Source organism: Brachyspira aalborgi (assembly GCF_008016455.1).
GTDB lineage: Bacteria > Spirochaetota > Brachyspiria > Brachyspirales > Brachyspiraceae > Brachyspira > Brachyspira aalborgi.
On sequence record NZ_SAXU01000001.1, the window covers coordinates 622,377 to 645,825 of the forward strand.

At 29.3% G+C, this 23,449-nt stretch carries 21 protein-coding genes; 5 read left to right on the forward strand and 16 right to left on the reverse strand.

Going from position 1 to position 23,449, the window contains the following annotated elements; translation table 11 throughout:
- Positions 1 to 71 precede the first annotated feature (71 nt).
- The 6 genes from rarD to EPJ79_RS11490 all read right to left on the reverse strand — a co-directional run bounded on the left by rarD (position 72) and on the right by EPJ79_RS11490 (position 4,930).
- The gene (rarD, locus tag EPJ79_RS02865) at positions 72 to 929 is read right to left on the reverse strand and encodes an EamA family transporter RarD (RefSeq protein WP_147738377.1); all 858 of its coding nucleotides are present in this window, start codon (positions 927 to 929) and stop codon (positions 72 to 74) included.
- Positions 922 to 1,665: a lysophospholipid acyltransferase family protein gene (locus EPJ79_RS02870; RefSeq protein ID WP_147737358.1), complete on the reverse strand. Its 744-nt coding sequence runs from the start codon at positions 1,663 to 1,665 to the stop codon at positions 922 to 924. The genes rarD and EPJ79_RS02870 overlap by 8 nt, the downstream gene beginning before the upstream one ends.
- Positions 1,666 to 1,715: 50 nt before the next feature.
- Entirely contained in the window at positions 1,716 to 2,315 is a 600-nt protein-coding gene (locus EPJ79_RS02875; RefSeq protein ID WP_147738378.1) for a hypothetical protein, read from the reverse strand.
- Entirely contained in the window at positions 2,312 to 2,974 is a 663-nt protein-coding gene (locus EPJ79_RS02880; protein WP_147526621.1) for an LOG family protein, read from the reverse strand. Before EPJ79_RS02880 ends, EPJ79_RS02875 begins: the two co-directional genes overlap by 4 nt.
- 322 nt (positions 2,975 to 3,296) lie before the next feature.
- Positions 3,297 to 4,235 (reverse strand): class I SAM-dependent methyltransferase, encoded by a 939-nt coding sequence (locus EPJ79_RS02885; protein ID WP_147739591.1) that lies wholly within the window; start codon positions 4,233 to 4,235, stop codon positions 3,297 to 3,299.
- A gap of 554 nt (positions 4,236 to 4,789) precedes the next feature.
- A complete protein-coding gene (locus tag EPJ79_RS11490) occupies positions 4,790 to 4,930 on the reverse strand; it encodes a hypothetical protein (protein WP_158634343.1) in 141 nt (46 codons plus the stop codon).
- Between the two features lie 348 nt (positions 4,931 to 5,278).
- Between EPJ79_RS11490 and EPJ79_RS02890 the strand changes: the two genes are divergently transcribed.
- On the forward strand, positions 5,279 to 5,503 hold the full coding sequence (locus tag EPJ79_RS02890; protein ID WP_147738379.1) for a hypothetical protein: 225 nt from the start codon (positions 5,279 to 5,281) through the stop codon (positions 5,501 to 5,503).
- A gap of 181 nt (positions 5,504 to 5,684) precedes the next feature.
- Here the strand turns inward: EPJ79_RS02890 and EPJ79_RS02895 are convergent, their stop codons facing one another.
- Genes EPJ79_RS02895 through EPJ79_RS02930 form a run of 8 tightly spaced genes read right to left on the reverse strand, consistent with a single transcriptional unit; the run spans position 5,685 to position 13,695 of the window.
- Positions 5,685 to 6,821: a protein-glutamate methylesterase/protein-glutamine glutaminase gene (locus EPJ79_RS02895; protein ID WP_147738380.1), complete on the reverse strand. Its 1,137-nt coding sequence runs from the start codon at positions 6,819 to 6,821 to the stop codon at positions 5,685 to 5,687.
- A gap of 23 nt (positions 6,822 to 6,844) precedes the next feature.
- Complete coding sequence (locus EPJ79_RS02900) at positions 6,845 to 7,438, reverse strand: chemotaxis protein CheD (protein WP_147525773.1); 594 nt, start codon at positions 7,436 to 7,438, stop codon at positions 6,845 to 6,847.
- A gap of 21 nt (positions 7,439 to 7,459) precedes the next feature.
- Positions 7,460 to 8,314, reverse strand: coding sequence for a CheR family methyltransferase (locus EPJ79_RS02905; protein WP_147738381.1), 855 nt, complete (start codon positions 8,312 to 8,314; stop codon positions 7,460 to 7,462).
- 10 nt (positions 8,315 to 8,324) lie between these two features.
- Positions 8,325 to 8,852: a chemotaxis protein CheW gene (locus EPJ79_RS02910; protein WP_021958719.1), complete on the reverse strand. Its 528-nt coding sequence runs from the start codon at positions 8,850 to 8,852 to the stop codon at positions 8,325 to 8,327.
- A 20-nt stretch (positions 8,853 to 8,872) separates the two neighbouring features.
- A complete protein-coding gene (locus EPJ79_RS02915) occupies positions 8,873 to 11,041 on the reverse strand; it encodes a chemotaxis protein CheA (protein WP_147738382.1) in 2,169 nt (722 codons plus the stop codon).
- Between the two features lie 35 nt (positions 11,042 to 11,076).
- Positions 11,077 to 11,445, reverse strand: coding sequence for a response regulator (locus EPJ79_RS02920; RefSeq protein ID WP_021958721.1), 369 nt, complete (start codon positions 11,443 to 11,445; stop codon positions 11,077 to 11,079).
- Positions 11,446 to 11,480: 35 nt separating this feature from the next.
- Positions 11,481 to 11,720: a hypothetical protein gene (locus EPJ79_RS02925; RefSeq protein ID WP_021958722.1), complete on the reverse strand. Its 240-nt coding sequence runs from the start codon at positions 11,718 to 11,720 to the stop codon at positions 11,481 to 11,483.
- A gap of 43 nt (positions 11,721 to 11,763) precedes the next feature.
- The gene (locus EPJ79_RS02930) at positions 11,764 to 13,695 is read right to left on the reverse strand and encodes a methyl-accepting chemotaxis sensory transducer (RefSeq protein ID WP_021958723.1); all 1,932 of its coding nucleotides are present in this window, start codon (positions 13,693 to 13,695) and stop codon (positions 11,764 to 11,766) included.
- Positions 13,696 to 13,965: 270 nt separating this feature from the next.
- On the opposite strand from EPJ79_RS02930, the gene EPJ79_RS02935 reads away from it, so the two are divergent.
- Positions 13,966 to 17,094 carry an efflux RND transporter permease subunit gene (locus EPJ79_RS02935; protein ID WP_147738383.1) on the forward strand — a complete coding sequence of 1,043 codons (3,129 nt, stop codon included), beginning with the start codon at positions 13,966 to 13,968 and terminating at the stop codon, positions 17,092 to 17,094.
- Positions 17,095 to 17,435: 341 nt separating this feature from the next.
- Here the strand turns inward: EPJ79_RS02935 and EPJ79_RS02940 are convergent, their stop codons facing one another.
- Positions 17,436 to 19,100, reverse strand: a complete 1,665-nt coding sequence (locus tag EPJ79_RS02940) for a carbon starvation CstA family protein (RefSeq protein ID WP_147738384.1) — start codon at positions 19,098 to 19,100, stop codon at positions 17,436 to 17,438.
- 38 nt (positions 19,101 to 19,138) lie between these two features.
- Complete coding sequence (locus EPJ79_RS02945) at positions 19,139 to 19,663, reverse strand: DUF8052 family protein (RefSeq protein WP_147527218.1); 525 nt, start codon at positions 19,661 to 19,663, stop codon at positions 19,139 to 19,141.
- A 255-nt stretch (positions 19,664 to 19,918) separates the two neighbouring features.
- On the opposite strand from EPJ79_RS02945, the gene uvrB reads away from it, so the two are divergent.
- The 3 genes from uvrB (at position 19,919) to EPJ79_RS11645 (ending at position 23,399) form a co-directional block, all read left to right on the forward strand.
- The gene (uvrB, locus tag EPJ79_RS02950) at positions 19,919 to 21,949 is read left to right on the forward strand and encodes an excinuclease ABC subunit UvrB (RefSeq protein ID WP_147738385.1); all 2,031 of its coding nucleotides are present in this window, start codon (positions 19,919 to 19,921) and stop codon (positions 21,947 to 21,949) included.
- Between the two features lie 198 nt (positions 21,950 to 22,147).
- The gene (locus EPJ79_RS02955) at positions 22,148 to 23,269 is read left to right on the forward strand and encodes a DNA methyltransferase family protein (protein ID WP_147738386.1); all 1,122 of its coding nucleotides are present in this window, start codon (positions 22,148 to 22,150) and stop codon (positions 23,267 to 23,269) included.
- Positions 23,259 to 23,399 (forward strand): hypothetical protein, encoded by a 141-nt coding sequence (locus EPJ79_RS11645; RefSeq protein WP_167497311.1) that lies wholly within the window; start codon positions 23,259 to 23,261, stop codon positions 23,397 to 23,399. Before EPJ79_RS02955 ends, EPJ79_RS11645 begins: the two co-directional genes overlap by 11 nt.
- Positions 23,400 to 23,449 lie beyond the last annotated feature (50 nt).

Here is a 23,449-nt window from a genome sequence, read left to right on the forward strand (position 1 = left end):
TTATTTATATATATAAATTTAGCAAATTTTATAAAAAAGTCAATATACTAATATAATCGGAATTTATAAATTTAATTTTTACTATTATTAGTATGCGAATTTTTAAATATCGATATAGAATAAATAATTGAAGCGGATATTATAATGCATAAAGTTATCGCTCTATTAATATTAATTTCTTCTTTGTAAACGAATATTGCAAGAATAGTAGCCATAAACGGAACTAAAAATTGCAAAAATCCAAGCATAGAAATTTGAAGTCCTTTAGCGGCTTTTGCAAATAAGTATAGAGGAATTCCCGTAGCAATGCCAGAAAACATTAAAGCTATCCATTTTGAAATCGGTTGAGGATGTTGCGGAAAATAAATTTTAGCGATTATTATAGAAGGAATTATTATTGCAAAAGTCTCTAAAAATAAACTCTCCCAAGCAGAATAAACCGTAAATTTTTTAAGTATTCCGTAAATTGAAAAAGTTAAAGCTATACAAAAAGCCATAATCGGAAATTTGCCTAATGTTATTGTCTGATAAATCATTCCCGTAAACATTAAAATTATAGCCAAATATTCCAAAGGTTTTTTCTTCTCTCTAAAAAATACTATTCCTATAAAAATACTTAATATCGGACATATATAATACGCAAGTCCAGCCTCCAAAACATTTCCCGAATTTACGGTATAAATATATAAAAACCAATTAATGCCAACAAGAATTCCCGCGATTATAGTTTGTAATAACGCTTTTTTCCCTCTGTTTAATTTTGGCTTTTTATAAATTATTATTATCAAAGTAAATATAAAAGTCGTTATAACTCTAATTCCCAAAACGAAAGCGGAATTAAAATTTTGAACCGTTTTCCAATATATAGGCAAAAGTCCCCATAGAATATAAGCTAATAAAGCAAGCGCTATAGATTTATTATTATTCATTATTATCCTTATTTTTTAATTCATTATAATTTTTTGTCATAATATCATGCCAATATTTTAATTTAGTATTTTCATCTCCTTCGATATCTTTAAAATAAAAAGGTTTTAAAAATCTTACTTTAATTTTTCTAAAAGGATTTATTTTAAAACTCCTCGCTTTCATTATATCTTTAGTTCCGTATATAACTACGGGCAAAATTGGAATATCGGGACATTTATCGGCTACTTTTAAAATTCCTCTTTTTGGCATATTTATCTCTCCCGTTTTACTTCTTGTGCCTTCAGGATATAGAACAATGCTAGTTTTATTATTTAATCTCTCTTTAATATCTTCTATCGATTTTACGGCTCCTACAGTTCCTCTTTTAACGAATATATAATTTGCAAGTTTCATTCCCAAACCAACCATTGGAACTTTTCCGTAAGTGTCTTTTGAAACGAAAGCGTATAAACCTTTGAATATACAGAAACTGCAGAATATATCAAAAGCGCTTTGATGATTTGGAGTTAGCAAATAAACTTTTTTCAAATCGTAATTTTCTTTATTTTCCAAATCAAATTTTATAAAAGCCATTTTCATTAAACTTCTTCCCCAAAATTTTGCAATCGAATGACTTATTATTATAGATTTTTTTTTGCTAAAAGGACGGACAAAAATATATAAAACAAATACCGCTATAAAATTTAATATGGTAAATATAATATTTATTAAAATATAAAAAATCGTAAAAATCATAGAAAATAGTTTATTATAGAAAATGAAAATTATCAATATTATAGATTATTTTATTTGTGTCGTTTATAATCTTTATTAATTTCTTTCATTTTAATTTCATCGTAAAAAGAAATTCTATAAGAATATTTTTTTATTGTTTTATCCAAAGTATCTAAATCGGGTTTTACATATAACGATATTGAAACCAAATCGGATGTCCACCATAAAATATATTCTTCAAAAGGTTTGTTATAATATGAAAAATATTTAATGTCGGTTTTTGAAGTATCTCCGTATTCCATTTTTAATTTTTCTTTTATATCGTCTATCTTCGAGCCTTCTGCGGGATAAGAAAATTTTGGATTATTATAACTGTATCCTATATGATTGCAAATTTCTATTCTATATAAAGCGTCTTTGTAAAAATATAAATAATAAGCCAATTCTTCTTTATCGTTTTTATAGATATTTAATAAAGTATTTTCGTTTAATTCTATTGTTTCAAAATAATCGGCAAACAAAATTAAATTATAATTAGTAATTTTATTTTCGGTTTCTTCAACGCTCATTCCAAATTTTAAAGTTTTATAACCGTTTAATTCAAAAAGTTCGGGAAGAAATTGAGCGAATAAAATATTTCCCATTAATAAAATTATTATTACAATTTTCATTTTTTATTTTTATAAAACTTTTTAATTATATTTAAAGCGTCTTTTGGAGTTTCCATAAAATTAAGCAAATCCAAATCTTCCACATCTATATACTGTTCGTTAATCATATCTTTTTTTATCCAATTTAAAAGGTCGTTATAAAATTCTTTTCCGTAAACTATAACGGGAATTCTATGCAATACTTTAGTTTGTATTAAAGTTAAAGTTTCAAACATTTCATCCATAGTTCCAAATCCGCCTGGAAATATTATTAAAGCTTTTGCATATTTAACGAACATAACTTTTCTTGCAAAAAAATATCTGAATTTAATTTCTTCTTTAACATAAGGATTTGTTTTTTGTTCATGCGGAAGTTCTATGCATAATCCGATTGAATTCCCATTCGCATCGTAAGCTCCTCTATTTCCCGCTTCCATTATTCCAGGTCCGCCTCCAGTTATTATATCGTATTTATTTTTAGCGAGTAATTTTGCAGTTTCATAAGCCGCTTTATAATGCGGATGCTCCTCTTTAGTTCTTGCACTTCCGAAAATCGTAACCGCGTTTTTATAATAAGACATAGTTTCAAAACCTTCGACAAACTCTCCAATTATTCTAAATATACGCCAAGATTCCTGTTGCATATCAGCGTTTTGTAATTCAAAATTTTCTCTTCTCATTAAAAAATTCTCCAAATTTTATTAATTATGTTTTTCTAATTTATAAAGTATTATGTTAATTTTTCGGAAACGGATAAAATATTTTTAATAATTTTTATTATCACTTAATTAAAGAATTCTAAAATCAAGCGAATTTACTTCTATAAATTTTTCTTTTCCTAAAACCGCTCCTAAAAATATTGAAGGGTTTGAAGTATAACTTCCAAAACATAATTCAGAATTCAATAAAATCTCAATAGTTCTATTAATTTACAATATAAATTATTTGAATAATATGCAAATATATTATTTAATTTTAAAGCAAATATTTAAATTAAATATATTAAATTTTAAATTTATTTCTAAAATTATCTCGCCATTTTCTAACGGGAATCCACCAAGCTAAAGTATCAATTAATTTATTTAATCTATCTAATTTATCATTTCTACTTTCAATTAAATTTTTATCATTAATAAAAAACTTTTTATTTACTAGCATTATATTTATAAATTTATCTACTAAATCTTGTTTATAATGTTTAGAAAATAATTTTTGACATTCCAAAATATCATTATCGGTAGGCAAATATTCCCAAGGCAAAGTTAATAAATATAGATAATCTAAAATATTGTCTTTTATATTTTCGTCTAAAATTACAGCGCCGATATTAGCAAATCTATTCCATAAACCTTCATTAAAACTTAATTTTTTGCCTCTTAAACAGCTAAATAATATACAATTTGTTATACTATGTCTTTCATTGCCATTATAATGCAACGCAATGTCATGCAATATTAAAATAGCGTTCTTTTTAAGATATGGCAATACTATTAAAAAATCTAAAAATTCTCCAGGATTTATATGCATCGTATCTATTAAGCATAAATTTATTTCTCCCCCGATTTCCTCCATATATTTTGCCGCTGTTCCTCCCGTATATAACTTCCATTTATTTTTAAGATTACTAAATTTTTCATCTATAATAAAACCTGTATTTTTAGAATTATCATAATACAATTTTGTATTATAATCTACGGAATATAATTTAGCGTTATCAAAATCTTTTATAGCATTTAAAATAATAGCCGAACTCCCGCCAGCTGACACACCCAATTCAAGTATCTTTTTAGGTTTAGTTTGTCTGACTATTCCATTCAAAAAATACCTTTCTAAATAAGTCATTTCGCTAGTAAGCTTTGATTTAGTAATCTTTATATCTAAAATATCGTTGATTTGATTTAATACTTCATTTTCAAATTTTTCAGGTTTATCTATTATCATTTTTTACTCCTTCTTTCTTTATTTAATTTATTTTTTATTTGCGTAAATTAAATTTGAAAGAAGATTTTAATTTAGTAGTAAAATATGATTTTATAATATTTGCTAAAATGAATATAAATAATAATCTATTCTTATTATAAAATTTAATAATTAAAACATATATATAAATTAAATCTTTGCAATGAAAAAATCGCCGAAAAAATTTATAATGCGGCGTGTAGTGTAGTGTAGTGTAGTGTAGTGTAGTGTCAAACTAAACATATAAAATCTCCACCTTATTTTTTAATGAATAAATTATACAATATTTTAAAAAATATGTCAAATTTATTTTTTAGTAATTTTTATTATAATTTGATATTATAACATAAATTATAGTTTATTTATAAGAAAATGGAAAAAATAAAGCAATTTCAATGGTAAAAGCAATGAATAATAAAAATATAGACATTAACCTTATAAGCGAAATCACAGGCTTAAACCTATAAGAAATAAAAAAATTTTAAAATCTTAAACTTACAAAAAAATAAACTCACACTTTCAATACAAACAAAAAATTAAAGAGAATTTATTTTATCTAAAATAGTTTCGTCTATTAAAAAAGGAGCGCCCAAAAATTTTGAAAATTTAATTATAGAATATTTATCGCCGTTAAAAACTACGACTCCAGATATGCTTCCCGTTTCAAAAACATACATAGTGTCGGAATATCCCGTTATATCGTATACGCTTATGCTTGTATAACCGAGTCCTGTAATATTAGATACGGTTCATCGGCAAAATATATTGTTAAGCCGCCTCCGCGAACTATTATAAATAAAAAATTACCGCCATCTAAAATATAATTTCTACTTCTATAATGTCCGTTATAAATATACGGAATGCCGATTGATATCTTATTGACGCAATAAGATAAAAAATCGAAACAAATAAAAAATATATTTTAAATTTCATCTCTATAAATTTCTAACAATTATGTTTATATATTAACAAGTTCATTAGATAAAATATCTCTTAATAATGCTAGTATAGCAGGTTATATTAATATGGATTTAGGAGGTAAAGACGGAGGAATTGCTGTTCCTAATATGGGAGATAGTCAGGTTAATTATGTCTATATAGCGACTAAAAGAGCGATATTGAAAGGAAAAACTATAACTATATATGATGAGCAAGGAAATAAAATTGATAGAACGATTACTTTCAATGATGATAACAGCGTAGCAACTTATACATATAAAGGCAAGACTACAGAATTTAAGAGAGATTAAATAATTTATTATTCATTTTCATTTAAGAGAGGAGGCTTTATTATTAAGTCTCCTCTTCTTTTTTATTTTAAATATTTATTTTTATAAATTAAATTAATTTTTTTAATAAAATAATAATTTTTAAATCGTTATTCTTTATAATCTTATAAAATAATTTATACTATTATACTATTTTACAATTTTAAGCTTTTTTAAGAGCCGCCGCTAATATTTTATCTAAAGGCAAAATTTCATCAACTCCGCCTCTTGCAATAGCCTCTCTCGGCATTCCAAATACGGTGCAAGTCTCTTCGTTTTGAGCTATATTATAAGCGCCCGCGTCATGCATTTCTTTCATGCCGTTTGCTCCATCGTCTCCCATACCCGTGAGAATAATTCCTATAGCTTTATGTTTTGCGTAAACTGCGCCGCTTCTAAATAAAACATCGACTGAAGGTCTATGTCTTGTGACAGGGTCGCCGTCTCTAACTTCGACATAATATTTTCCGTTTCTTACTTTTATCATAGTATGTTTTGCGCCTCGAGATAAAATAGCCTGTCCTCTTCCAACGCTCATTCCGTCTTCGGATTCAAAAACTTCTATTTTCAAAACATTATTCAATCTTTTTGCAAAAGAAGTTGTAAAATGTTCGGGCATATGTTGAGTTATAACTATAGGAGGAGCGGACGGAGTGACATCTTTTAAACATTCGACTAACGCTTCAGTTCCGCCCGTAGAAGAACCTATTAAAATTATTTTATCTAATGGAACTTCTCTCGAAGGAGTTAGAGGAAGTATAATATCCGCCGTATTTTTTTGATATACTTTAAATCCCGAAGTTTGCGGAGCCTCCAAATTAATAGAAGAAGTATGAATAACGCTTTCTTTAATATCGCCAGGCATAGATATACCATGCTTTTTGTAGAATTTGCCTCTGTTTGCATAAGCGTTTTTTATCTTTTCAACCAAATCGGTGGCAAGCTCTTCGACTCCATCTCTAACATTAGCCGAAGGTTTTATAACATAATCGAAAGCGCCTATATTTAAAGCGTCCAAAGCAAGCTCTCTATGTTTTTCAAGCAAAGAGCTAAACATAATTACTGGAATAGGGTTATTCAGCATAAGCTTTTTTAAATAAGTTATTCCGTCCATTTCGGGCATTTCGATATCCAAAGTTAGAATATCGGGTTTTAAGGTTTTAATTTTACTTTCGGCAAGTATAGGATTAGCCGCCGTCCCAACCATTTCCAAAGAAGGGTCAGAACTCACGATTTTAGTAAGAAGTTGCCTAATCAAGGCGCTGTCATCGACAGACATTACTTTAATTTTAGTAGCCATATAATAATCCTTTAAAAATTTTATTAAAACAATGTAATATCAGATTTCTCTTCAATTTTGTTTTGTAAGCTTTTAGAATATTTAATTTCTTGCTCAACGGAAAACTCTTTAGTTTGACTTTCCATTTTCTTCATTAAAACTCTATTTTCCGTATTGAAAAAAAATACTTTTCTGGGCCATGAGCCTCCTATATCTTCGCTTATAATCGGAATTTTCTCTTCGGATAAAAAATTTTTTGCAAATCTTATATTCTTATCGGGAATTTGAAGTAAATTGCTAGTCATACCCGTAAGAACATGTCCGCCTCCAAATATTTTTGCCGTAAGATTTTCTTTTTTTCCGCCTAATTTTATTATTTCGTTAATCAAAACTTCCATAGCAAATAATCCGTATCTCGTATGATTATAATCGTCTTCTGGATTTTCCCATTCTCTCATTTCTGGAAGCATAAAATGATTCATTCCGCCGAATTTTAATTTATTTTCAAAAAGGCATACCGAAATACAACTTCCCAAAACAGTCTTTATAACGGCTGGCTCTTTAGAAGCGTAATAGCCTCCTATGTATATCGTAATTCTCTTAAAATTACTATCGGCGGCGGATGGAAAATCTACCATAAAACTAAATCCCTCTATATATTAAATCTTTTTATATATATTACTTGAAACATATCTAAATTTATCCGATATTCCAAATAAAGTTTCAGAATGCCCTATAAATACCAAACTATCTTCTTTCATATATCTATAAAATTTATTAAATAATTCTTTTTGAAAATCTTTATCAAAATAAATTATAACATTTCTACAAAAAATCAAGTCAAACATAGTATGAATATCAAAATCGGATTCTTTAAAATTTAATTGCCTAAAAAATAAATCCTTTTGCAATATTTCTTTTACTTTATAAAATCCCGCCTTTTCCCCCGTGCCTTTAAGAAAATATTTTTTCAATATGCTATTCGCTATCGGGTCTACGGATTCTTCTTTATAAACTCCTCGCATTGCATGAGAGAGAACATTTGTATCAATATCGCTTGCCAAAATTTTAATATCGTATTTGCCATATCTTTCGCCAAAATATTCATGCAAAGTCATAGCTATAGTATAAGGTTCTTCTCCCGTAGAACAAGCCGCCGACCATATTCTTAAATTTTTAACTCTGCCTTCTTGATATGATTTTTCCCAAGACGGCAAAAAATTGCTTTTCATATATTCAAAATGTTTATTTTCTCTAAAAAAATCGGTTTTGTTTGTGGTAACGGCGTTTATAAAATTTGTAATCTCTTCTTCATCGGATACATTTTTTAAGAAATCTATATATTCTTTAAAAGAAGACATATTTAAAGCTCTTAATCTTTTGATTATTCTTGAATTAACTAAAGCTCTTTTATGCTCCGACATTTGAATACGAGTTTTATCGTATATAATTTTAACCAAATCGTTAAACTCGGCGTCTGTCAAGGATGGCATACGAGAATTTAAATCTTCCATAAATCAAAACCTATTGTATCATTTTATTAATTTCTTCGTTTGATTTCACTATATCATCTATAGGCAAAACCATAATAATTTTATTTTCAAGCCTTATAACATTTGATATTTGAAGTCCTCTCATATTGTCAATAGGAGTTTCCGTTATTTGACTTTCAAACACGGTTATAACATCGCTTACTATATCCGCCAATATTCCAAATCTTCTATTCGAGTTAGATATTACTATAATAACATCATCTTCAATAGAATGGTCGTCTCTTCTTTCAAGTCCAAATCTTATTCTTATATCGACTACATGCAAAATATTTCCTCTTAAATTAATAAGTCCTCTCATATATTTAGGGCTTCCAGGAACGGGAGTAATATTTGTAACGCTTACTATACTTTCAATACTCAAAACATCTAAAGCGTATTCTTCATTATCTATTTTAAATACCAAAAACTGTTGACTAGGTTCGGTAGAAATATTTTCTTTATTTTCTAAACTTCCAACTTGAGGTATATTAGCCGAATTAATTTTTTGATTATCTAACATATTTAATTCTCCTTTATTTCTCAACCATTATTAATTTTGCCTTGCAAGGATATATTAACCAATCCTTGAATATCTATAATAAGAGCTATTCTTCCGTCTCCAAGTATAGTTCCGCCAGAAATTCCAGAATGCTTACTAAATGCAGAATCCAAAGATTTAATAACCACTTGTTGTTGGTCTAATAATTCGTCTACAAAAATAGCGCATCTTCTATATCCAGCTTCGACAACTACTACTATGCCGTTATCTATATCTTCAATATGAGTGTCGATTTCAAAAACTTTGTGAAGTCTTATAAGAGGCAAATATTCGTCTCTGATTTTTATCATCTCGCCTCTTCCTTCAAAAGGTTTTATTTGCTCGTTTTTCACTTTCATTTGTTCTATAATAGATATTAAAGGCATTATATATATTTGTTCGCCCAAAGCGAAAGTAATTCCTTCTATAATAGCCAAAGTTAAAGGCAATTTTATTATAAATGTGCTTCCTTTTCCTTCTTCCGACTTTATCTCTATTTTTCCTTTCATTTTTTCAACATTCGCTCTAACGACATCCATGCCGACTCCTCTACCCGATATATCTGTAATTTTTTCGGCGGTTGAAAGTCCAGGGCTGAATATTGTTCTGTAGATTTCCGCATCCGAATATTTTCCGTCTTTAGATAATAAGCCTTTTTCTATTGCCTTATTATAAATTCTTTCTTTATTTAATCCGTTGCCATCGTCTGAAACTTCAATTACGACATGCCCTTCTTGATGAGCCGCCGACATAGTTATAGTTCCAAATTCTGGTTTTCCTCTTGCAATTCTCTCTTCTTTTGTCCTTTCTATTCCATGGTCCATAGAATTTCTTATAATATGTTTCAAAGGGTCGGATAACTGCTCTAACATATTTTTATCTATTTCGGTAGTCTCCCCTTTAAGAACGAGTTTTACTTCTTTATTTAATTCTAAATTCAAATCTCTAACATATCTATGGAATTGATTAAAAATCGGTCCTACAGGCATCATACGAATATTCATAACTTCTTCTTGTATCTGTCTTGAAGTTCTATCCATTGAACTTACCGCTTCTTTTAATCCGTTATCTATATCCAAGCTTTGAGTAAGTTGCATTATTCTTGATTGCGCTATAACAAGCTCTCCAATTAAATTCATTAAACTGTCTAACTTTCTTGTATCGACTCTAACGGTAGAAGGCGCTTGCACTTTTACAGAAGAAGACGCTTGACTTTTTGCAGCTGAAGTTTGAGGTTTTGCTTGCTCTGTTTTAATCTCTTCTTTAGTTTCTTTTTGGCTTTTAGTCTCTTCAATAGTTTTTTCTTCTTTTGTTTCTTCTGCAACTTGAGTTTCCTTTTGAGTTTCGATTTTATCTTCTTTCTGAACCGAAACTTTTGCATCCGAAATATTAATATCGTTATCGTCTATTACGAATAAAAATATATTTTGAACCTGCTCTAAAGTAGAATTTGTAGAAATATCTAATGAAAATTGAGTATAACATGTATAAGGGTCTTCCAAAGCGGAAATTGGAGGCACATTTGAGCTATCAATTTTCAAATTGCTTATAGTTCCTATATCTCTAAGGTCGTTTAAAAACATAAGAGGGTCGATACCGTTGTCAAATATTGTGGGTTTAAAACTCATACTTATATGAAATACATTAGAACCGCTTGAGCTTTCTTCTTTTTTTTCAGGCTCTTCTATAGCTTGCGCTTGAGTTGAAGTTTGGGTTTCTTTTTTTACAGTAGGAGCGGCGCTTGGAGTCGTTGGCGCTTGAACGGATGCGTCTATTTCGTTTCCGTCCGCTATCGCTTTAATTTTTGCCTTTAGAGATTCTATATTATTAACTCCGTCAGCTTCGCCTTTTCCGTCTATAATATTTTGAAGCATTATTTTAACGGTATCTAAAAATTCCAATAAAACGGTTATCATTGTGGGAGTTACATCCAATTTACCGCTTCTAACTTTCTCAAGTAAATTTTCCGCCACATGATTTAATTCGCTCATAGTAGTAAATCCAACCGTTCCAGCTGAAGATTTTAAAGTATGGGCACTTCTGAATATTTTATTTAATAAATCTTCATCGCTTTTATTGTCTTCCAATAAAACTAAATCGTTTTCAAGACCTTCGACTATTTCATTAGCTTCGCTTAAAAATATCGAAATAAACTCATCGCTATCAAACATATATTATATTCCTCTTTTATATTTCTTAAAATAGCTCAATTTAAGAATCGTTTAACTACATCTAAAAGCTGAGTAGGATTAAACGGTTTTACAAGCCAACCGCTCGCTCCCGCCGCCTTGCCTTCCATTTTCTTTTCATCTTGCGATTCTGTCGTAAGCATAAGAATAGGAGTATATTTGTATTGGTCGAATTTTCTAACATTTTTTATAAATTCTATTCCGTCCATTTTAGGCATATTAAGGTCGGTTATTATCATATCGATAGTAGGAGATTTGCCTAAAACCTCCAAACCCGTAGTGCCATCGTCTGCAGACAAAACTTCATAACTGCCTTTTTTTAAGGTATATTCAACGGATGCGCGAGCAGTATTTGAATCGTCCACTATTAGTATTGTTTTAGCCATATATTTAACCTCTTATTTTCATTTATATTAAAATTTTAATTATTTAAATATTCTATAAATAAATTATCTAATCCTTCAACTATAAGTTTTTTTTGATTTTTATCAAGTTCTTTTTTCACGGCATATAGTATTTGAAGTCCAGCCAAATCCACATGCGCTCCTTCGGGAAATTTTACGGTAATATCTTCGTTATAATTAGCGGCTTTAAATACATTCTTAAAATATTTTCCCATAGTTCTCACATTAAGATTATCGTCTATTTCCATAACGGACATTTTTAATACCTCCGAATAAATTATAATATATTATAAATCTATATTAAAATAAAGTAAAATCGCCGCTATCGGCTCCTTCCTCTATATTTATATCGACATTTGGCGCATTTTCTCCAGTTAAAACGCTATTTGCAATCATTCTCTCTTTCTTTATAGTATAAGAATTTATTATATCCCAATATTTATTGCTTTCTATTTTCCACTCCTTAATGCCCAAAGAATCGTAATATTTATCTTTCTTTTCTTTTATAATTCCTCTCATTTTATCAAAAATATCCGTAATTTCGTTTATTTTTGTAAGTAAAACGCTTAAAGAACTTAAATCTATTAAAGTTTTATCTATAAGCACAAATAATTCTTTTGCATGACTTTCTAATCTTTTAACATTATTATCTATTATATATTTTGATTCTTGCAACCTATTATTAACATTTTCCGTCATAGATTCTATAAAAAAATTCTCGTTTGACTGCTGATTAATATTTAACTTAAACTTATTTATAGATTTTATTATTTCCGCTTTAATATCTCTAAACTGTTCTAAACATTTATCAACCGTTTCCGTTATATCCGAAGCTATGCTTTCTATACTTTCCATAGAAAAATTTTGAGAGTTTGTAAACATATCGGCGTTTTTTTCAAGCTCTATTTTCGATAAAAAATTAATAGAGTTAAAAGCCTTCGCTATATTTTTCGTCTCTAAAAACATATTTTCTAATTCTTCTATAGAATCGACTATCGCTACATTATTATCGGAAATTCTATACTTATTTGTTAAAGATAATTTAAAATTTTCTAAATAAAGTTTAATAAAATTAACATATTCTTCAAATATCAAATCCGAAACCGTGAAAGGAAATTCCGATTTTCCCGATTCCGTGCCTATCATATATTCGACTATAATATTTCTATCGAAAGCGATATCCGAAAGCAAATTTTCAAATTCTTTCAAACTCTTATATATAAAAGAATTCGTATCGCTTATCTCTTCATAAATAGATTTAAAATTTTCTATAATCAAATTTAATACGACATCGTCAAAAGTCAATAAATCTAATAATTTATGCTCTATAGATTTATTGCTATCTTCTTCCAATTCTTTAAAATCCATATCTTCTACCATAGAACCGTAATATTCAATAAATTTTTTATTTTCATGAACTATAGATTTTATCGATTCTATTATATGTTCGGTTTGCTGTCTTACAATATCCTCTCTCGGCAAAACCATCATTATTTCAAAAATATAATCGTAAGTATTATCGATTCTCGAAAGAATATTCGATATCATATTTGAAAAAGTAGCGAAAGAATTAACCATATTATTATGTTCTTTAAATAATTGCTCTTTCATTATAATAAAATTCTGTTTTTGAAGCTCATTGACTTTAAGAATTTCGGTTTTAAAATTTTCAAATCTGTCAAATAATTCATGTCCTAATTTATTCATATTATCCGCTTGTTCGTTTGAAATATCCGACATATTTATTATATTTTTTGATATCTCTCCGAAAGCTCTTCCTTCTACTCCATGTTTTGAAGAAATAATAATTGCATTCAAAGAATATACTTTTATTTGGTCCGCTAACTTTTTTATCTGTTCTATCGATTCTACTACGGCGTTTATTCTATCGACATCCTGAATAAGAGTTTCCGATAGCTGATTATCGTTATCTATAAGATTTTGCATTCTGTCAAAAGATTTTAAAAAATCATCCTGATTTTCTTTTAAGTCGTCTGAAAATTTCTTTTTATTTTTGTCTTTATCTTCGCCTAAAAAATATGATAATAAATAATTTGCTTTTTCATTTTCTTTTTTCATTTCTTGTTCAATTATTGGAAATTTTTCTGCAATAAAACCATATACTCTTCCAACTTCAATTAAAAAAGATTCTATATCCTTAACCGTAGTTTCGAGTATTGCCGAATAATCGAATATATCTTGACTTATATTTTTATCTATCACTTCAGGCATTTAAATATTTTCCTATTTTACCGTCTAATTTAATAATTTTTATATATTTGATTAAATATAACATTTATTATAACTTTTTGCAAGTAATATATTTAATATAATTTATATAGAAATATTTTTAAAATGAAATATATTAATTAATATAAAACTTTTTAGTTTATTATATAATTTTAAAATAATCTTTAAATTAAGAGGAACTTTTTTGAGATTTATTCGTCTAAATAAATTATACAAATAATAAATATTAAAATAAATAAAGGAATATTATTAATGAGAAATTTTTTAGAATTAGTAGTAAAAAGACCCGTTTCGGTTTTTATGGGAATGGTTGCCGTTTTGATTTTGGGATTTGTAAGTTTAACAAAATTGTCTGTTGATTTTCTGCCCGATATGGAACTTCCTTATATAACGGTTCAAACTAAATACGAAAATGCTGGACCAGAAGAAGTAGAGAAATCGGTTACAAGAATAATAGAAAATTCCGTAGCGACTGTAAGCGGCATTAAAACTATAACTTCAACTTCAAAAGAAGGACAATCTACAGTATTCGTTGAATTTAATTGGGGAATAGATTTGGCAAGCGCAACCGCAGACATTAGAGAAGCTATAGATTCTGCTAAAAATTCTTTGCCAGACGATGCCGATAGTCCGACAGTTTTTAAATTTTCAACCGATATGATGCCAATGATGGAAATAGCTTTTTTTGGAACTGATAATTTAGGCGCTTTATATAATTTAGTCGACAATCAAATTTTAAATAAAATAGAACAGGCTTCGGGCGTTGCAAGAGCGGAAATAAGAGGCGGACTTAAAACCGAAATGAAAGTCGATATAGTTTTAAATAGACTTCATGCTTATGGATTAAATATTAACGATATAGTTTCTTTGCTTTCTTCAGAAAATCAAAATTTATCGGGAGGAGAAACTTATGAAGGAGTTTATAAATATACTTTAAGAACTATGGGCGAATTTACTGACGAAGAAGATATTGAAAATACCGTTGTCGCTTTAAAAACAAATAATACTCCGATAAAATTAAAAGAAATAGGCAGAGTTTATCAAGGTTATTCTGACGATACGGAAATTGTAAAAATAAACGGTTCGCCTTCCGTGTCGGTTTCGGTAAATAAAGAATCGGGAGGAAACGCCGTTAATGTTTCAAAGTCGGTTCAAAAACAACTTGATAATTTAAATTTACCCGAAGGCATTGAATATCAAATATTATTTAATAGCGCCGATACGGTTAATGAATCTATTAAAGGAGTTTTGAATACGGCTTGGCAAGGCGGACTTTTTGCAATAATGATTCTTATGATTTATTTATGGAATATTAAAACCGTGTCGGTTATAGCGATTTCGATTCCTATGTCTATAATAATAACTTTTACTTTAATGTATTTTATGGGAATAACTTTAAATATAATTTCTTTATCGGGTTTGGTTTTGGGAATAGGAATGATGGTTGATAATTCTATTGTAGTTTTGGAAAATATATTTCATTACAGAAACGAAGGCTATGGAAAATATTCAAGCGCAATAAACGGAACTTCTTCGGTGGCGCTTGCAATATCGGCTTCAACTTTAACTACAATCGCGGTGTTTTTGCCTTTCTTGTTTGTGGAAGGAGAGACGGGACAATTATTTAAAGATTTATGCATAACTGTTACGGTTTCTATGATTGGCTCATTGTTCGTGGCTTTAACTATAGTTCCAATGCTTGGAGCGAGATTAATTACAAATAAAAAAATAGAGGCTTTAATTCCGATAGAAAATTTCTTTAATGAAAAATTTCACGGTAAAATAAAAAATATTTATTCAAAAATTTTAAATTATTCTATAAAAAATAAAATGAAAGTTTTTATTCCTTCTCTATTGGTGGCTTTTATTATAATTATATTAGGATTAATATTTATAGGAAAAGAAGGCTTTCCGTCTACGGACGAAGGACAATTTAAAATAGATATAAAAATGCCCGTTGGGACAAAATCGGCTCAAACTCAAACATTTGTTAACAGAATGGAAAAAGAAATTGAAACTGCAATAGGAGAAGATTTTGACAGAATGCAATCGAGAGTAAAATCGGGTTCGGATGAAAATTCTGCAGAAATAAGAATTCAATTAAGAGAAAAAAGCGAAGGAAGAAAAAAATCTCTAAACGAATACATTGAAATTACTAGAAATATCCTCTCTTCTTATCCCGCTCAAATAAATATATCGGCGGTTTCTACAACGGTAATAGGAGGCGGAGGAAATAATAGCGGCGGACAGTCAATAAAAATAGAACTTATAGGAGACGATTTAGATAAATCAACGGAAATAGCAAATAATATAATAAATGCAATTTCTGATATTGAAGGAATAAGAGAGCCAAGATTAAGTCGAGATGATTCAAATCCTGAACTTAAAATTTATGTCAATAGAGAGATAGCCGCTAAAATGGGAATAAATGTAAAAACTATAGCGAATATAGTAAAGACGAGTTTCGCGGGAACTACCGCTACTACTATGACGCCTGCAAATTCGGATGTCACGGATATCGATGTTAAAGTGCAACTTGGAGAGCCAGACAGATTAAATATTGACGATATAAATAGATTAATGATTCCAACTTCAAGCGGAATGACTCCGATATCTTCAATAGCAACAGTTGAAAAAAGCTATGGACCTACAGAAATAGAAAGAAAAGACAGCGCAAGAATAACGACTATAACGGCATCGGGTTATGGCAGAGCTTTAAATGAAATAATAGCCGATATTCAAAATAAAATAAAAAACGAAGTGTTTATTCCTTCGGGATTTAGTATAAATTATAGCGGAGATTTTGAAGATATGAATGAAGCTTTTGGACAACTTTTACAAGCTTTAATACTCGCTTTGGTTTTAGTTTATTCTATAATGGCAAGTCAATTTGAATCTTTTATAGCGCCTTTTGTAATAGCTTTTGCAGTTCCTTTTGGATTTGCAGGTTCTTTAATAGCTTTATTTTTAGGACGACAGACTTTAAATGTTTACAGCGCTATAGGTTTTATAGTTTTGATAGGAATTGTTGTTAATAACGGAATAGTTTTAATCGATTATATGAATCAACTTATGCAAGAGAAAAAGATAAACGGAGATGCGGCTGCTTTAGAATCTGGCGAGAGAAGACTTCGCCCCGTTTTAATGACGACATTAACTACTATTTTAGGGCTTTTACCTATGGCTTTGGCAAGCGGAAGCGGAAATGAAATGTATCAGCCTTTATCTCTTGCGATATTAGGCGGACTTATAGTTTCGACCGCTTTTACTCTTATAATCGTTCCGACAATTTACGCTGCGATAAGAAATAAAATTCCTCTTAAAGATTATGAGAAAAAAGATATTGAAAGTATAAAAGATTTTAGAGAGTATAAAATATAATAATTTATATTTAGTAAATAAATATGTCAGACTAAAGTCCGCCGTTTACGAACGAATAAACCGACTTTTAATAAAATTCATTAATTAAATGAAGCCAAATTTTTAAAGTTAACTTTATTAATAGTGGATTGCTTGGCGTCTGCCCGACTTTGTAGCGGACTTCGTCCTCGCGGTGACGGAGAAAATAAAAGTTGCAATAACGAATAAAATAAAAAAATTTTGCAATTAATTATGTAATTCTAATAATTTATATAATAAAAAAAACCTCGCCCATAAAATCTTTATGAACGAGGCTTATTTTCTTAATTTGGTATAGTTTTTTTTCGCCTAATTTCTAATTTTTATTTATTTCTTACGGTTTCATTAGGGTCGCTTACAGAATCTTTCAATCCTCTTGCCCATTGTCCCGTAATAAATAATTCTACAACCGCCAATATAATCATTACGGCTGCTATAACTGCCAATACATAACCGTCAAAGGTTGCTTTTTTAATATTATTATAAACAACCAAACCTAAAGCGGAAAGCGTAACGACAAACATAAACACTAAAGGAATAATAGTTTCCCAAGATGTTCTTTTTTGGCGATTCTTTATCCAAGCTGCAACGGCAAGCAAAGACAAACCAGCTAATAATTGATTTGCGCTACCAAAAATTGGCCAAATTCTTTGATAACCGTAAGCCGTAAATCCTAAAGATAATCCAACGGTTATTGCCGTAGCTAAATAAGGATTTGTTAAAACAGTTTTTACAACCTTTCCATCCGCATTTGTATATTCGCCTAATTCTTGCACCAAATATCTTCCGATACGAGTCGCGCTGTCAAGCGAAGTTAACGCAAATGAAGCGTATGCCAAAGTTACAAAAGTTTGTCCTATGCCCATAGGAATTCCAAAAGAATTCATAAATGTGGCAACTCCGATTGCAAATCTTTGAGCAGGCGAACCTTCTCCATTACCAGCAACCGCCGCAACGCTTAATAAAGCTACTATTGCAACGATACCTTCTATAAGCATAGCGCCATATCCAACCAATTTAGCGTCTTTTTCGCTATTAAGCTGTTTCGCGCTCGTTCCCGAACTTACCAAAGCATGGAAGCCAGAAATTGCTCCGCAGGCAACGGTAATAAATAATATAGGGAATAGATAATTTCCAGCGCTTGGATTAATGCTTGTAAACATAGGCGCTTGCATAGCGGGGCGTCCTACAATCAAACCTAAAACTCCTCCTATAACCATTGCATAAAGCAAGAATGAAGAGAGATAGTCTCTTGGTTGTAATAATATCCAAACAGGCATTAAAGAAGCGGCTATAATATAAATCGTTAATATTATTTGCCAAGGGAATTTATTTAATTGCAAGAATGGATATTTATCTGAAGCAAATACTACTAAAGCAAGTAAAACAACTCCTATAATAGTAGACAAAAGAACTCCCGCGCCTTTTCTGTAAACCATGAAGCCGAATACAAGAGCCAAAACTATAAATAGCATTGACGCCGTTCCAGCGGCTGCGCTTATATTAGGGTCTCCGTCATTTACGCCGAAAGTTCCAGCGGTAATATCTAAAAACGCGGCTACAACCAAACAAATTGTTATAAAAGCGTAAAGCGTAAACATTATTTTACCTTTTTGTCCAACATTTGCTCTTATAACCTCTCCGATTGATTTTCCTTCATGTCTTAAAGAAGCAAGAAGCGAACCGTAATCATGAACTCCGCCGAAGAATATGCAACCCAAAACTATCCAAAGATAAACGGGAAGCCATCCAAACATCATAGCGATAATAGGTCCTGTAATAGGACCTGCGCCCGCTATTGAAGAAAAGTGGTGTCCGAGTAAAACTTTAGCGTCTGTCGGAACATAATCTCTTCCGTCCGTTAGAGTATGAGCTGGAGTTTTCTTTCCAGGGTCAATACCCCACTTCTTTGCCAACCAAGAACCGTAGCTTATATAGGCGATAAAAAAAGCTACTATACCAATTAGTAAAAGTATGAAAGCGTTCATGTTTCATCTCCTTTTAAAATAATATTAAATTATATACACTAAAAATCGGAAAGCAGAACTTTTAATTCTTTTTTCCTCATTTTAGGCAGATACAAAGTTTTATCTTTTATAGAAGTTAAAGCGTATTGAGTTTCAGACCATCCATGAAACAATAATTTATAACTTGCTCTATAAAAGAATTTTCTTATTCTTTTTTCCCATTCGGGCTTTAAAGAACTTTCAGTAATAATTACTCCCGTTATAATGCTTCTTTTATGAAATTTATTCGGATTAGAAAGTATGGGAGTTAATCTAACAAGCATATCCTCGAACTTTTGCAATTCTTCGTCCGAGCATTCTTTAATATAACGAACCAAAACATGTTCAAAAACAGAATAGCCTTCATAAACCGTAGAACGAGTTATAAAAGACTTGAAAAAATTATTTTGGTGAAAAGCGTATAAATCAAAATATTCGTTTTCTTTATTTATTTGATATTCCAAATCAAAATGTCTCATAAGTTTTTCAGACATTGAATAAATATATTTTTTAACGCTTTCGTTATCAATATTAAGTCTTGCCATATTTTTACCTTCAAATTAACTATCTTATGTTATTAGTATAATAAATTATTTTTAATTTGTCAAGTTTAAAACGCTTATTTATTAAAAAAAATTCCTAATAAATTAATATTATTACTTTCATATTTCTATACTAAAATTATTATAATTTTTATAATATTTTTATTAAATCGAAATTTATATTATTTACTTTAAAAGATTTATATTATAAACTTTACTAATTAATTTTAATATTTAGAGATTATCGCATTTTATATTATGAATAAATTTAAAATAGAATCAAGTTTTAAACCTTCGGGCGACCAAAGTCAAGCTATAGAAAATTTGGTAAAAGGAATTGAAAATAAAAATAAATATCAAACATTGCTCGGAGTGACTGCAAGCGGAAAAACTTTCACTATTGCAAATGTTATAGAAAAAGTAAATCGCCCTACTCTCGTTCTCTCGCATAATAAAACTTTGGCGGCGCAACTTTACAGAGAGCTTAAAGATTTTTTCCCAAGTAATGCGGTTGAATATTTTGTTTCATATTACGATTATTATCAACCCGAAGCTTATGTTCCTGCAAGAGATTTGTATATCGATAAAGACGCTTCCGTTAATGACGAAATTGACAGATTGAGACTAAAAGCCACAACCTCTTTGCTTGAAAGAAGAGATGTTATAATAGTCGCTTCAGTTTCATGCATATACGGATTAGGCTCTCCCGAAGATTATAGACAATTATATATAGCCGTAGAAAAAGACGAAGAATACGACAGAGATGAAATTATTGAAAAACTTGTAACTATACAATACGAAAGAACAAGAGATATATTAGAGAGAGCGAAATTTAAAGTTATAGGCGACACTTTGGAGATAATGAGCGCTTATGCCGATGAAGTTATAAGAATAGATTTTTTCGGAGATACGGTTGAGAAGATAGTAAAAATAAACGCTTTAACAAGAAAAAAAATATCCGAACAAGACAGAGTCGTTATATATCCTGCAAAACATTTTGTTACGGGAGGCGATAAATTAAACAGAGGAATAAAACTTATAGAAAAAGAGCTTGAAGAACAATATAAAAAATTTCAAGACGAAGGCAAACTTGTAGAAGCCGAAAGAATTTACGGAAGAACAAAATACGATTTGGAAATGCTTAAAGAAGTCGGTTATTGCGCGGGAATAGAAAATTATTCTCGTCCTTTATCGGGCAGAAACGAAGGAGAGCGTCCCGCTTGTTTGATTGATTATTTTCCTGAAGATTTTTTAACCGTTATAGACGAATCGCATGTAAGCGTTCCGCAAATAAAAGGAATGTATCATGGAGACAGAAGCAGAAAAGAGACTTTAGTAAAATACGGATTTAGACTTCCTTCGGCTTTAGATAATCGCCCTTTATATTTTGAAGAATTTGAAAATTTGACAAACGACATTATATATATAAGTGCGACTCCTTCCGAATACGAAATTAAAAAAAGTTCGCAAGTTGTAGAGCAGATAATAAGACCAACGGGACTTTTGGACCCAATTATAGAAGTTTATCCGATTGAAGGACAGATTGATAAAATAATCGAAGAGATAAAAAAAGTAGTAGAAAGAAACGAAAGAATTTTTATAACGACTCTAACTAAAAAAATGGCGGAAGATTTAACTAAATATTTAAACGAACATGATATAAGAACTCGATATTTGCATTCGGACATTCATACGGTTGAAAGAGTGGAAATAATAAGAGATTTACGGCTCGGAGCTTTTGATGTTTTGGTTGGAATAAATCTTTTAAGAGAAGGATTAGATGTTCCAGAAGTTTCTTTAATATTAATACTAGACGCGGATAAAACGGGATTTTTAAGAAATACTACAACTCTTATACAAACTATAGGAAGAGCGGCAAGAAATTCTAACGGAAGAGTTATAATGTTTGCCGACACTATAAGCGAAGCTATGAGAATGGCTATAGACGAAACTAACAGAAGAAGAGAAAAACAAATTGAATATAATAAAGAACATAATATAACGCCAAAAACTATAGTAAAGAAAGTTCAAGATATAATAGAGAGAGAAGAAAAAGTTGAAACTTCTTACGAAATTCATTTTGACTTTAGAAGATTTAACGAAAAATTAAAAATTGACCCTGAAAAGCAAAGCGCAAATTATATAAAAGAGCTTGAAAAAGAAATGAAAATTGCTTCAAATAATTTGGAATTTGAAAAGGCTATTGAGATAAGAGAGAGAATAAATCAATTAAAAAATACAAAATCGTCAAATAAAAATAAAAGCAAGAGTAAAGTAAAAATAAAATAAAATATCGTATAGATTTTTAATCCTATAATAACCATTATATCTTTTCTTTCGTTTTTATACTCGCTGAAATAATCTATAACCGCTTTCACAGAGATATTACCGTAAAAAATTTCAACTTTATTAAAGGCTTGACTTATTATATTTTTTATATATTTTATATTTATCAATAATTTTATTTTTGTTTTTAGGTAAAAATTAATGCAAAACCATTTAAATAAATCTCAAACTATAAATTTAGGCAGCTTTTACACACCAGATTATATTGTAGAAATTGTATATAAAATGCTCTTAAATTATTTAGTAAAGAATAAATTAAATTTAAATGATTTTGTTTTACTTGACAGTTCTTGCGGATACGGAAATTTTTTGCAGAATTCTAAAAAATATAATAATTTAGATTTTAAAAAGAAAATCGGAGTAGATATTGATAAAAAGGCTTTGAAAATAGCTAAAGAAAAATTTATAAATTATAAAAATCCGCCTTTGTTTTTGCATAAGAATTCGCTTATAAATGTTATTAGAAAAAACTTTAAAATCGATAATTCTGACAAACTTATTATAATAGGAAATCCGCCTTATAACGATAAAACTTCAATAGTTCAAAATCATATTAAAAATAAAAATTATGAGGTTGATTTAAATCTTAAATGCCGAGATTTAGGAATGAGTTTTTTACTTTCATTTAACGAATTAAAAGCCGATTATATTTGCATCTTGCATCCTCTGTCTTATCTTATAAAAAATGCAAATTTTAAAATATTAAAAAAATTCTTTTCAAATTATAAACTTATAGATTCCATTATTATTAGCTCTCAAATTTTTTGTCCTTATTCTTTAGGATTTTTCCCTATAATAATCGCTTTATACGAGAAAAACGAAAAAGGCATAAACTATGATTTTATTAAAAATTATAATTTTAAAACCATAGACAATAAAATATTTTGTTTAAATGATTTTGATTTTATCTCAAAATATATTGACAAATACCCAAATAAAAATCGCGTGTCGGATAAAGTCGCTATGTTTTATACAATGAGAGATATTAACGCCCTTCGCCGTTCAAAAACTTTTATTAAAAAAGACTGCGCAAATGCCGTTTATGTTCCAAAGTCAAAATATAGCCTTTATTGTTATGTCGATGTTTTCAAGCAAAATATTAAAACAGTGCCTTATTATTTTGGAAATTGCGATATTATGATTGATTATAATAAATTTAAAATATTAGAGAAAGACTTTATTAAGGCTTCAAAATCAAAAATATTAAATTCCAAAATTTTAAACTATTTTGAAAATCTTTTAGGAGAACATTATGCGAATTAGCAAACTTGAAGATAATAAAATATATGTTGGAATTCCTCTAACTTCTCAAAGCGGTAAGGCAAGAGTAAAAATTAGAAATAGTTTTTATGAATACGGATTGCCAACGGCTACAAAACAAAATCCTTTTTGAGACAAAGTTTTCTCTAAAATAAATAAAAGGCAGAAACTATAAATACATAA